Genomic DNA, 12705 nt, shown 5'->3' with positions numbered 1-12705 from the left:
CGGCGGGTACGGCGGAGGCGTTGCGCGAGGCTGCCAACAGATGTCCTTCCGAGGGCTCGCGGCGGACTGACTACACGCACGCCAGACAACCTCGCTACGCGAGCAGCGGAGCGGGTCGCCAAAAAGGGCAGCGTGGAAGCACGAGCGTACTCGCACTAATTCAATTTGTCCACGCTAACGCAGACCTATCTCTCCGGTCGCATTTTCATAATGTCGCACGCCGCCCCCGCTTGTCAATCCCCAACGCCGTTTATCAGGAGTTCCACCTGATAAACGGGTTGATGCTGCCGGTCCAGTTGAAGGTGGCACCACGGAACACTCGACCCTGAGCGTCTTCACGTCCTGACCGACTGCGCCACCGACCTTGCAGGTCTTCTCGGTTCACTGTCCGGAGATCTTCCTGGGCCGGCGAGACCGCCGTACGCGGCGCGCCGCCGCTTCGCGAGGAGGTTGTCGGTCCACAGCCGACGTTGAAGGGAAAGGGGGGTACCCGCTCCTTTCCCTTCTCAACGTATAGCGCACCGGGGGGCTTGCGGCAAGACCCAGGTCGTGCTGCAGAATCGTCGGCCGAAGCCAGAACCTGCGAAAACGGGGGACGCAAAGATGCGGGTGTTGTTGTCGACGTATGGGTCGCGCGGGGACGTCGAGCCCTTGGTGGGGCTCGCGGTGCGGTTGCGGGAACTCGGCGCTGAGGTGCGCGTGTGCGCGCCGCCGGACGAGGAGTTCGCGCAGCGGCTGGCGGGTGTCGGCGTGCCGCTGGTGCCGGTCGGCCAGTCGGCGCGGGCGCTGACGACCGCGGCGCCGCCGCCGTCGTCGCTGTCCCAGCGCGCGGCCGAGTTGATCGCCGGCCAGCTCGACGCGGTCACCGCGGCGGCCGAAGGGTGTGACGCGCTGGTGGCGACCGGCGTGACGCCGGCGGCGGCCGGCGCGCTGTCTGTGGCCGAGAAGCTGGGCATCCACTCCGTGTCCGTGACCTTCCAGCAGCTCACCCTGCCGTCGCCGCACCGCCGGCCGCTGGAGTACCCGGGCCGGCCGTTCCCGCCGGAGGTGACCGACAACCGGGTGCTGTGGGACCTGGACGCCGAGAGCATCAACGCGCTGTTCGGCGAGGCGCTCAACACCAACCGGGCGTCGATCGGGCTGCCACCGGTGGACGACGTCCGCGCTTACGTCATCGGCGACCGGCCGTGGCTGGCGACGGACCAGATCCTGGACCCGTGGCAGGAGAGGCCGGACCTCGACGTCGTGCAGACCGGCGCGTGGATCCTGCCCGACGTCCGCCCGCTCCCGGCCGAGTTGGCGGCGTTCCTGGACGCCGGCGCGCCACCGGTGTACGTGGGCTTCGGCAGCATGCCCATGCACGCGTCGGCGAACGTCGCCCAGGTGGCCATCGAGGCGATCCGCGCGCAGGGCCGCCGCGCGCTCATCCGGCGCGGCTGGGCCGATCTGGCCCTGATCGACGACCGGGATGACTGCTTCGTCGTCGGTGAGGTCAACCAGCAGCGGCTGTTCGGCCGGGTGGCCGCCGTCGTGCACCACGGCGGCGCGGGCACGACGACGACGGCCGCCCTGTCCGGCGCGCCCCAGGTGGTGGTACCCCAGGCGACGGACCAGCCCTACTGGGCCGGCCGGGTGGCCGACCTGGGCATCGGCGCGGCACACGACGGTCCGACGCCGACGACGGAGTCCCTGTCGGTCGCGCTCAAGACGGCCCTGACCCCCGAGACCCGCGCACGGGCGACCGCCGTGGCCGGCGCGATCCGCACCGACGGGGCGGCGGTGGCCGCGAAGCTGCTGCTCGACGCGGTCCGCCGGGAGAAGCCGTCCGTGTCCGCGTGAACCACCCAGGATCGTGCACAACCCTGGCGACCGGAACCGGCGACGGCCACCCCGTTGCCCGGCGCGGCCGCCAGGCTCGTAAGGCCCAGATCGGAGCTAATAACATGACCACCAGCGCGTTCGACCTTCCCGACAACCTCGCCGCCAAGGCCGACCCGGCGCTGATCGCCGACGATGAGAAGCACTTCGCGGCCATCGCGGAGAGCCTGGAGCGGTCGATCGCCGACCTGTCCGACCGCCTCGACGCCGAGCGCAAGTCACCAGGCGGCAAGGGCCGGCAGGCGCTGGACCGGGACCTGGAGATCCACCGGCTGACCGCTCGGCTGCGCCTACTGCGTCGCTTCGGTCTGGACCTGTGCCTCGGGCGCATGGTCAGCGCGGACGACTCCGAGCCCGTGTACGTCGGGCGGCTCGGCCTCACGGACAGTGGGGGCCGCCGGCTGCTGCTCGACTGGCGCTCCCCCGCGGCCGAGCCGTTCTTCGGCGCCACCCACGCCAACCCGATGGGGCTGGCGAGCCGCCGCAGGTATCGCTGGACCCGCGGCCGCATCAGCGATTACTGGGACGAGGTGTTCACCCCGGACGGGTTCGAAGGGCACGCCGCGCTCGACGACCAGTCCGCCTTCATCGCCAGCCTGGGCGGCAACCGGTCGGCCCGGATGCGGGACGTGCTCGGCACCATCCAGGCCGACCAGGACGCCATCATCCGCGCGGGATCCCGCGGCGCCCTCGTCGTCGACGGCGGTCCGGGTACGGGCAAGACCGTCGTCGCTCTGCACCGCTCCGCCTACCTCCTCTACTCCGACCCTCGCCTCGGTCACCACCGGGGCGGCGTGCTGTTCGTCGGTCCGCACCAGCCCTACCTGGCCTACGTCGCCGACGTCCTGCCCAGCCTCGGAGAGGAGGGCGTGCAGACCTGCACCCTGCGTGACCTCCTCACCGAGGGAGCTGCGGCGGCGCTCGAGACGGACCCGGACGTGGCCCGGCTGAAGTCGTCCGCGGACCTGGTGAAGGCGATCGAACCTGCCGTCAAGTTCTACGAGAACCCGCCCGCCAAGGGGATGACGGTCACGACCCAGTGGTCCGACATCTGGCTGAGCACCGAGGACTGGGCCGAGGCGTTCGATGCGCCGGACCCCGGCACTCCGCACAACGAGGCGCGCGACCAGATCTGGGAGGAACTGGTCACGATCCTGATGGACAAGCATGACGGCGACGCACCGGCTGACCTGCTCAGGCAGTCGCTGCTGCGAAACAGGGAGCTGCTGACGGCCCTCAACAAGGGGTGGCCGCTGATCGAAGCCGCCGACCTCGTCGGAGACCTGTGGACGGTACCCGCCTACCTGCGGATGTGCGCTCCCTGGCTCAGCGTTGACGACATCCGCAGGCTGCAGCGCGCGGACGCTCAGGCCTGGACGGTGTCCGACCTGCCGCTCCTGGACGCGGCGCGGCAGCGGCTCGGCGACCCGGAGGCGTCACGGCGTAAGCGCCGGCAGGAGGCCGCCCTCGCCGCCCAACGCGAACGCATGGCGCAGGTCGTCGACAGCCTGATCGAGGCCGATGACGACGGTGAAGGCCTGGTGACGCAGCTGCGCCGAGCGGACCTCCAGCGTAACCTGGTCGACGAGTCCGAGCTGCCCGGCATCGAACCGGATCTGCTCGCCGGCCCGTTCGCGCACATCGTCGTGGACGAGGCTCAGGAACTGACCGACGCGGAGTGGCAGATGCTGCTGCTGCGCTGCCCGTCCCGGAGCTTCACCATCGTCGGGGACCGCGCCCAGGCCCGGCACGGGTTCACCGAGTCGTGGCAGGAACGGCTCGAGCGGATCGGGCTCGACCGGATCAACCTGGCCTCCCTGAGCATCAACTACCGGACACCGGAAGAAATCATGGCGGAGGCCGAGCCGGTCATCCGGGCCGCGCTCCCGGACGCCAACGTGCCGACCTCCATCCGCAGCAGCGGCGTCCCCGTCGTCCACGGATCCGCTGCGGATCTGGGCTCGATCCTCGACACCTGGCTCGCCGCGCATGCCGACGGGATCGCCTGCGTCATCGGCGATCCCACGTTCCAGGAGACGTCCCGCGTCCGGTCGCTGCCCCCGGAGCTGTCGAAGGGGCTCGAGTTCGACCTGGTCGTCCTCGTCGACCCGGAGGAGTTCGGCAAGGGCATCGAAGGGGCGGTCGACCGCTATGTCGCCATGACGCGGGCGACCCAGCAACTCGTCATCCTCACGAGCTCCTGACGCCGGCCGGACGAACGCCCGCTCCCGGCCGAGTTGGAGGATGGTCTTCTCGCCAGGTGAACGCTGAACCGATGCCTCAGCTCGGATCAGGGCCGTTGTCTCCCAGCTCTGCCGGGAGACAACGGCCCGGCTCGGCCGGGAACACTGCCCGGCTCAATCGGGAAAGTGACAGGCGACCTGCCGTCTCTCGTGGATCCGCAGCACCGGGTTCTCCTGCGCGCAGAGCGGGGCCGCCTTCGGGCAACGGGGATGAAAAGTACAGCCGGAGGGCGGCTTCGCCGGAGAGGGCAGATCTCCGCGGAGCACAACGCGCTCCCTCTTGCGCTCGATCTTCGGATCGGGCACGGGCACGGCCGAGAGCAGGGCCTTCGTATAAGGATGAGCGGGATGCCGGTAGACCTCGTGCTTATCCCCGATCTCCACGATCCGGCCCAGATACATCACCGCGACCCGGTCGCTCACCCGGCGCACGACGGACAGATCGTGGGCGATGAAGACGTAGGTCAGCCCGAGTTCGCGTTGAAGCTCCTCCATCAGGTTGACGATCTGCGCCTGTACGGAGACGTCCAGCGCCGACACCGGCTCGTCGGCGATGACCAGCTTGGGCCGGGTGGCCAGGGCCCGCGCGATGCCGATGCGCTGGGCCTGGCCACCGGAGAACTCGTGCGGGTAGCGGTCGATGTGCTCGGGGATCAGGCCGACCAGGTCCAGCAGTTCCTTCACCTTCGCGCGCACCCCTGAGACGCCCTGGACGACCAGCGGGTTCGCGATGATCTGGCCGACAGTCTGCCTGGGGTTCAGCGACGAGTACGGATCCTGAAAAATCATCTGAAGGTCGCGGCGGAGCGGGCGCATCTCCCCCTGGCTCACGTGGGTGATGTCCCTGCCCTCGAAGGTGATCGAGCCGGCGGTGGGTTCCAGCAGCCGCACGATCATGCGGCCTGTCGTGGACTTGCCGCAGCCGGACTCCCCGACCAGGCCGAGCGTCTCGCCCTGCCGTACCTCGAAGGACACCCCGTCGACCGCCCGTACCGCAAGGTCGCGGCGGCGGGCGAAGGGGACTTTGAGGGGAAAGCTCATGCGCAGGTCGGATACCCGCAGCAGGTCGTCCATCAGGGGCTCCCAAGGTGACAGGCGGCGAGGTGACCGGCAGAAGTCTGGGTGAGGAGCGGCAGGTCCCGCTCGCAGACCTCCATACGCTGCGGGCATCGCGGGTGGAACGGACAGCCGGGCGGCGGTGCCAGCAACGACGGCGGGGAGCCGGGGATCGTGCGCATGGGCGTGTCGTCGTCTTCGTCCAGGCGGGGCAGCGAGTCGAGCAGGCCGCGGGTGTAGGGGTGCCGGGACCTGTCGAAGATCTCGTCGGCAGCGGCCTGCTCGGCGACGCGCCCGCCGTACATGACCAGCACCTCGTCGGCGACCCGCGCCACCACGCCGAGGTCGTGGGTGATCAGGACGACCGCGAGCCCGCGGTCGTCCTGGATCTTCTTGATCAGTTCGAGGATCTGGGCCTGCACGGTCACGTCGAGTGCGGTCGTCGGCTCGTCCGCGATGAGCAGGTCCGGCTCGCAGGCCAGGGCCATCGCGATCATCACCCGCTGGCGCATGCCCCCGGAGAACTGATGGGGGTAATCCCCCACCCTGTCCTTCGGTGAGGCGATGCCGACCTCGGCGAGCATCTCCACCGCACGTGTCCTGGCGGCCCGGCGCGAGGCCCCGAAGTGGAGCCGGTAGGCCTCGGCGATCTGCTCGCCCACGGTGTAGTGAGGGTGGAGCGACGACAGCGGGTCCTGGAAGATCATCGCCATCCGGCGGCCCCGCAGCCGGCGGAGGCTCTCCGGCGGGGCCCCCACGAGCTGCTGCCCGTCGAAGAGGATCTCCCCGGAGATCTCGGCCCCCCGGTGCAGGCCCATGACGGCGAGGCTGGTGACCGACTTGCCGGAGCCGGACTCGCCGACGATGCCGAGCGTGCGGCCCTTGTCCAGGCAGAAGCCGACGTTCTCGACCGCCCGCAGGCCGCCGAAGGCCACCCCGAGGCCCTTGATTTCAAGCAGCATGTCTCACCCTGGGGTCCACGATGCCGTAGAGCAGGTCCACGACCAGGTTGGCGATGACGATGAAGAACGCGGCGAGCAGCGTCGTTCCGAGCACCACCGGGTGGTCCTGGGCGGTGATGCTGTTCACGGTGAGCTTGCCGACGCCGGGCAGGCCGAAGATGGACTCGGTGATGATCGCGCCGCCCATCAGTCCGCCGAGGTCCATGCCGAAGATGGTCACGATCGGGGTGAGCGCGGCCCTGAGCCCGTGCTTGACCACGACGGTGCGCTCGTGCAGGCCCTTGGAGCGGGCGGTGCGGATGTACGGCTCGCCCATCGTCTCGATCATGGAGGAGCGGCTCTGCCTGGCGTACATGGCGGCGGACAGGATCGCCAGCGCGATCCAGGCGAGCACCAGGTTCTGCGCCCAGGTCAGCGGGCCCTCACCGAACGGGGTGTAGCCCGGGTACGGCATCAGTTGCAGCACCTGGACGACCACGAACAGGAGCATCGGCCCGACGAAGTAGATGGGCAGGGCCGCCGCGGCGACGGTCGACACGACCAGCGTCCGGTCCAGCAGGGTGTCCTTGCGCAGGGCCGACACGACGCCGACGCTCAGCCCGCCGATCATCCAGAGCGTGGCGGCCCCGACGGCCAGGGAGAAGGTCACGGGCAGGCTCTCCAGGAGGAGGTCCCAGACCGGCTGGCCGCTTTGCCAGGAGTAGCCGAGGCAGGGGAAGCCGCATTCGATCGCGTACTGGCCGGTGCCCAGGGTCCGCCCGGCGAAGATGCCGCTCACGTAGTCGAAGAACTGGGTGGGAAGCGGCCGGTCCAGGCCCATCTGGTTGCGGATCTCGGCGATCCGCTCGGGAGAGCAGCTTTTGCCGCAGGCGGTGACGGCCGGGTCGGTGGGCAGCAGGTAGAAGATGGCGAAGGTCACCGCGCAGATCACCAGCAGGACGCCGGCGACCGCGGCCAGCCTGCGCGCGAGGTAAATGATCATTTGCGGGCGCCCTTGGGGTCGATGGCGTCCCTGAGCCCGTCACCCAGCAGGCTGAACCCTAAGACGACGAGGAACAGGCACAGGCTGGGGGTGACGAAGTACATCGGGTCGACCTGGTAGTACGTCACCGCGTTGGAGAGCATCTCCCCCCACGAGGGCGTCGGGGGCCGGATGCCGATGCCGAGGAACGAGAGCGCCGCCTCGGCGCTGATCAGCCCGGGGACGAGCAGCGTCGCGTAGGCGATGATCGGTCCGGAGACGTTGGGCAGGATCTCCTTCAGCAGGATCCTGTGATCGCGGGCGCCGCTGGTCCTCGCCGCGTCCACGAACTCCCGTCGCTTGACCGAGAGCGTCTCGCCCCTGACGATGCGCGCGATTCCAGGCCAGCTGAAGAATCCGATCACGGCGATGAGCAGGACGATCCGGTTGACATCCGGGGTCACGGCCATGATCGCGATCATGAAGATGAGACCGGGGAAGGACATCAGCAGGTCGGTGAGCCGGCTGATCACCGTGTCGACCCAGCCTCCGAAGTAGCCGGCCGCGATGCCGAAGGACGTGCCGAGCACCATCACGACCGCCGCGCTGGTGAAGGCGATGAACAGGGAGACCCGGGCGCCCTGGACGATCCGGCTGAAGATGTCCCTGCCGCTGACCGGCTCGACACCGAGCCAGTGCTCGGCGCCGATCCCGCCCAGGGCCCCTCTGGGGATCCCGGCGAGGTTGGCGTCGATGGCGGTCTTGTCGGGTTGGGCGGGATCCCAGCCGCTCAGCGCGGTGAGCAGCGGGGCCGCCAAGGCGACGACGAGGAAGAAGATCACGATACCGAGGCCGGTCATCGCGGCACGGTTCGTGCGGAGACGGTCAAGGACGAGCCCCCACGGGGAACGCCCTGCCGGGGTGGCGGAGTCTCGCGCCGCCCCGGCCGTCTCCGCTGCGTCGAGCGGAGTCTTCATGCGTGTCCTCTTACTGGGAAGCCCGTCACTGGGAAAGGCTCGGGTTCTTCAGTCCGATCACGCCGAGATCGGGGTTGCCTTCCCAGATCGGGTGGCCTACGGCGCCCGCGACGTTCGAGCCGAACAGGTTGTTCTGCTTGGCCCACTGGTACGGCACGGCGGGCGACTTCGACATGATCAGGTCCTCGAGGCCGAGCCATGCCTTGTTCGCGGATGCGGCGTCGGTCATCGCGTCGATCTCATCGATCTTGTCCATGACCTCCTTGTCCTTGAAGAAGGAGTTGTTGCCGCCGTTGGAGTTCTCGGTGATCGTGCGGCCGTCGAAGATGATCGGCAGGAAGGTCGAGCCTGACGGGTAGTCGGGGCACCAGCCACCGATCTGGATGTCCGGCGCCTTGGCGGGGTCGCTGGTGATGCCGGCGACGGCCGAGGCCTCGACCAGGTCGATCTGCATGTCGATGCCGGCCCGTTTGAGCGCGGTCTGGAGTGCCTCCGCTCCCGGCTTGCCACCGGTGGACGTCACCAGTCTGACCTTCAGACTGCCGGTGACCCCGGCCTCGGTGAGCAGGGACTTGGCCTTCTCCACGTCTCCGGTCGGCGGGATGTGCAGGATGTCACGCTTCACGCCGCCGGTGAGGCCGGGCGGCAGGATCGCGCCCGCGATCTCGGCGATCTGGGGGCCGCCCGCCGCCGTCTGCAACGCCTCCTTGTCGACCGCGTACTGCACGGCCATGCGAACCTTCGGGTTGTCGAAGGGGGCGCGCGAGGTGTTCAGGTACAGCATGCCTGTGCAGCCGTCCACCGAGCTGACCATCCGCTTCTGAACCTGCGGGTTGGACAGGACCTTGGGCAGGCTCGCGAGCGCGACGTCGACGTAGCCCACCGCCGAGCGGTCAGGCCCCTGATCGGCGATGAGCCGGGTGTCGATGGTCCCGCCGCCCACTGTCTGCTTGACGACGATCCTGTCGGGATAGGCCTTGCGCACCTCGTCGGTGGCGGGGTCCCAGTGCTCGTTGCGGACCAGGATCAGCTCGGCCTTGCGCTGATACTTCTCGATCTTGTAGGGCCCCGAGGAGAAGGGGCGGCTGTCGTAGTCGACGCCCTTGTCCTGCGCCTGCGGCACCGGCGCGAACGTCGGCAGCGTCACCGTCTGACCGAACTCCGCCACCGGCCGTTTGAGCTTGAAGATGATCGTCTTGTCGTCGGGGGTCTCGATCGAGGACAGGTGCTCGCCCTTGAGCGGGCCCTTGTACTTCTCCCCTCCCGCGAGGTAGAGGATCGCGTAGTTCGGACCGCCGGGAAGCTCCGGAGAGAATGAACGTTCAACGTTATATTTGACGTCCTGTGCCTTTACCGGCGTTCCGTCCTCGTATTTCACGCCGTCCTTAAGCGTGAACTTCCAGACCTTGCCCCCCTCGGAGGGTGTGCCGAGGTCGGTGGCCAGGTCGGGCACGATCTCCGCACTGCCCGCCTTGTAGGTGGTCAGCGTGCGATAGAGGAGCCGGGTGCCGAAGCCCATGTCCCGCATGGTCCAGTTGCGCGTGGGGTCGAGATGCACGAAGTCCTGATTGGACAGGACATAGAGGGTTCCGCCCTTGACCGGCCCCCCGCCCGAGGTCGTGGTTCCCGCGTTCCTCCCCGAACTCCCCCCGCCGGCGCAGGCGGCGAGCCCGAGCACGAGCGTGGCGGCGAGCGCGAGCAGGCGTCCGCCACCCTTGGTTCCAGCCATATGTCACCCCATGTGGATCGCTTGAACGATCGAAGTGACACGTAACATAATAATGTGAAATTGCACTAGCAAGTAGCGTTACCGACTCGTAGCCTGCGGGTGGCCATGGATTCGATTGCCGGAAATCCACCCCTTCCGTAGATCACTAGCATGTGACATATTACGCGCGACCACCCGTGCGGCCGGAGATCCGGCCCATGACGGAAGGAACCCCCCGCGTGCGTAAGCTCACCGCCATGCTCGCAATAGGGCTGGCCGGAACGGTCCTGGGCGTCTCGGCGCCCGGACCTGCCTCCGCCGATCCGAGACCGACGCCCACCCCTTCGACGAAGGTCACCGCCACCCCGCCGGGCGAGGGACGTCACCAGGAGGACGTCCTCAACCCGATCGCCGTGCAGGAGCGTGCCCTGCGGGACAAGGCCATGGAGCAGGTGCTCTCCGGCCCCAAGGTGAGCGCGCGAGCCTCAGGCAGGGTGAAGATCGGCGACCAGTACGTCGAGCTCGGCCTCGAACGCAGGGACAAGATCTTCACCGTCCTCGCCGAGTTCGGCGACAAGATCGACAACCAGACCCTGCACAACGGCCAGATTCGCTACGGCGGCGTGCCCGGCCCGCTGCACAACCAGATCCCGAGACCCCAGCGAAGCTACGACAACCACACCCTCTGGCAGCAGGACTTCAACCGGGCCTACTACCAGGACATCTACTTCAACGACGCCGAGGGCGCCAACTCGCTGCGCAACTTCTACCGGCTGCAGTCCGCGGGCCGTTACGACTTCGACGGCCACGTCTCCGACTGGGTGAAGGTCCCCTACAACGAGTCCCGGTACGGCACGCCGCGCTGTGACAGCGGCCTGGACTGCGACACGCCCCTGTTCGACTTCGTCAAGGACTCCGCCAACGCCTGGTACGACGCCGAACGCGCCAAGGGCCGCAGCGTCGAGGACATCACCGCGGAGCTCAAGAGCTTCGACGTCTGGGACCGATACGACTACGACTTCGACGGGAACTTCAACGAGCCCGACGGCTACATCGACCGCTTCCAGGTGATCCACGCCGGCGTCGACCAGACATGGGGCGGGGGCGCGCAGGGCGCCGACGCGCTCTGGGCGGTCAACCACGACGCCTACTGGAACCTGCGCGGACGCACGGGCCCCGCGGGCAACCTGCGCGGCGGCACCCAGATCGGCGACACCGGCATCTGGGTCGGCAAGTTCCTGACCGCGGGCGAGAACAGCGGCGTCGGCCTCATCGCCCACGAGTACGGCCACGACCTGGGTCTGCCCGACCTGTACGACGGCGGCGGCACCAACAGCGTCGAGTTCTGGTCGCTCATGTCGAGCGGCTCCTACCTGGCAAAGAAGGACGGGCAGCCCGGAGAGTTCCCCGGAGACCTGGACGCGTGGAGCAAGCTGCGGCTCGGCTGGCTCAGCTATGACAAGGCCAAGGCCGCCACCGCCTCCGCCCACACCCTCGGGGTGAGCTCCTACAACACCGCCGATCCGCAGGCCGTCATCGTCGACCTGCCGCCGCACACGGTCACCACCGAACTGGTCGACCCCGCCCAGGGGGCCTTCCAATGGTGGAGCGGCAAGGGCGACTACCTCAACGAGACGCTCACCCGCGAACTCGACCTCACCGGGCAGACGACGGCCAAGCTCGACGCCAAGGTCTGGTATCAGATCGAGCAGGACTTCGACTATCTCTACGCCGAGGTCTCCGAGGACGGCAAGGTATGGAGACCGATCGGCGGCACCGTCGGCGGCCAGCCGATTCCCTCCGTCGACGGTGTCCCCGGGATCACCGGCCGCAGCGGCTGGACCGACCTCAGCCTCCCCCTGGACGCCTACGCGGGCAAGAAGATCCAGTTCCGGTTCCGCTACGTCACCGACACCAACACCGCCGAGAACGGTTTCCTCATCGACTCCATCACCGGCGTCGTCCAGGACGACGTCGAAAGCGGCGACAACGGCTGGACCGCCGTGGGCTTCAGCCGTACCGGAAAGACCGGCAAGAAGGAGCACCCGCGCGCCTACATCGCCGAGAACCGGCGCTACGCCGGTTACGGCGCCTATCTCAAGACCGGTCCGTACAGCGCCGGCTTCTCCAACGACCCCGCGCGGCGGGAGATCTACGAGCACTACCCCTACCAGGACGGCCTGCTCATCTGGCTGTGGGACACCGCCTACACCGACAACGCCACCCGTGACCACGTCGGCGAGGGCATGATCCTGCCGATCGACGCCCATGCGGTACCGCTGCTCTGGAAGGACTACACCGGGGTCAACAGCCGGATCCAGGTGTTCGACTCGCCCTTCCGGCTGACCTCGACCGACCGGGTGGTGCTGCACAAGGACGGCGCGAAGACGATCTTCCCGGCGCTGCCGGGGGTTTCCTCCTTCAACGACCACACCGGCGTCTACTGGTACAGCACCAACCCCCAGCAGGGCGTCATCCCGCCCGACACCAACACCAGGATCGACGTGGTGAAGGAAGCGAGCAAGGGCCTGCGAACCACCATCGAGGTGGGCCCGGCCTCCTGAAGAAGCCGGGTCCGCCGCGCTCAACGGGCCCCACCCCGCGACGGACCCGGCCACTCGCGACCATTTGCGGCAGGATCGCCTATGTGGCCGCCGGACGACTGCACGTCCTCGACGGCCGGGCGGCCGCACCCCACGCTCCTGCTGCCCAGGGTGAGCCATATGACGCCGGACGGCGTGGCCGAAAACCTGATAGCCGTCGAACTGGACTTCCTCCGCCGCAACCTTGATATTGCACGTTCATCATCGAAGCTGGTCTTCTCACTCTCCGGTGCGGTTCGAGCGCGGCCGGGGCCGCGCGACCGCCCCCACAATAATTAATGAGAAAACCAAATAAGTGTTTTTTGGGTTTGGGGATT

The 12705-nt window shown here is 68.3% G+C and carries 9 protein-coding genes; 4 read left to right on the top strand and 5 right to left on the bottom strand.

What is annotated here, in order from left to right; genetic code table 11:
- The first annotated feature begins 603 nt into the window (after positions 1-603).
- Entirely contained in the window at positions 604-1839 is a 1236-nt protein-coding gene (locus ABZ297_RS43695) for a glycosyltransferase (protein WP_355359434.1), read from the top strand.
- Between the two features lie 104 nt (positions 1840-1943).
- The gene (gene helR / locus ABZ297_RS43690; protein ID WP_355359431.1) at positions 1944-4082 is read left to right on the top strand and encodes an RNA polymerase recycling motor ATPase HelR; all 2139 of its coding nucleotides are present in this window, start codon (positions 1944-1946) and stop codon (positions 4080-4082) included.
- Positions 4083-4235: 153 nt separating this feature from the next.
- Here helR and ABZ297_RS43685 read toward each other — a convergent pair whose 3' ends face one another.
- From ABZ297_RS43685 to ABZ297_RS43665, 5 genes are read right to left on the bottom strand one after another with little or no spacing between them, the layout of a single operon-like run.
- Positions 4236-5198: a dipeptide ABC transporter ATP-binding protein gene (locus ABZ297_RS43685; protein ID WP_355359437.1), complete on the bottom strand. Its 963-nt coding sequence runs from the start codon at positions 5196-5198 to the stop codon at positions 4236-4238.
- Positions 5195-6139 carry an ABC transporter ATP-binding protein gene (locus ABZ297_RS43680; protein ID WP_355359428.1) on the bottom strand — a complete coding sequence of 315 codons (945 nt, stop codon included), beginning with the start codon at positions 6137-6139 and terminating at the stop codon, positions 5195-5197. The genes ABZ297_RS43685 and ABZ297_RS43680 overlap by 4 nt, the downstream gene beginning before the upstream one ends.
- Positions 6129-7121 carry an ABC transporter permease gene (locus ABZ297_RS43675; RefSeq protein WP_355359425.1) on the bottom strand — a complete coding sequence of 331 codons (993 nt, stop codon included), beginning with the start codon at positions 7119-7121 and terminating at the stop codon, positions 6129-6131. The genes ABZ297_RS43680 and ABZ297_RS43675 overlap by 11 nt, the downstream gene beginning before the upstream one ends.
- The gene (locus ABZ297_RS43670; RefSeq protein ID WP_355359422.1) at positions 7118-8077 is read right to left on the bottom strand and encodes an ABC transporter permease; all 960 of its coding nucleotides are present in this window, start codon (positions 8075-8077) and stop codon (positions 7118-7120) included. Before ABZ297_RS43670 ends, ABZ297_RS43675 begins: the two co-directional genes overlap by 4 nt.
- Before the next feature lie 25 nt (positions 8078-8102).
- Positions 8103-9806 (bottom strand): ABC transporter substrate-binding protein, encoded by a 1704-nt coding sequence (locus ABZ297_RS43665; RefSeq protein ID WP_355359419.1) that lies wholly within the window; start codon positions 9804-9806, stop codon positions 8103-8105.
- A 218-nt stretch (positions 9807-10024) separates the two neighbouring features.
- On the opposite strand from ABZ297_RS43665, the gene ABZ297_RS43660 reads away from it, so the two are divergent.
- Positions 10025-12349 carry an immune inhibitor A domain-containing protein gene (locus tag ABZ297_RS43660; RefSeq protein WP_355359416.1) on the top strand — a complete coding sequence of 775 codons (2325 nt, stop codon included), beginning with the start codon at positions 10025-10027 and terminating at the stop codon, positions 12347-12349.
- A gap of 159 nt (positions 12350-12508) precedes the next feature.
- The gene (locus ABZ297_RS43655) at positions 12509-12667 is read left to right on the top strand and encodes a hypothetical protein (protein WP_355359413.1); all 159 of its coding nucleotides are present in this window, start codon (positions 12509-12511) and stop codon (positions 12665-12667) included.
- Positions 12668-12705: the final 38 nt, after the last annotated feature.

Origin of the sequence: Nonomuraea sp. NPDC005983 (genome assembly GCF_040614375.1) — a bacterium.
Lineage (GTDB): Bacteria > Actinomycetota > Actinomycetes > Streptosporangiales > Streptosporangiaceae > Nonomuraea.
This window is presented reverse-complemented; position numbering and strand designations above follow the sequence as displayed.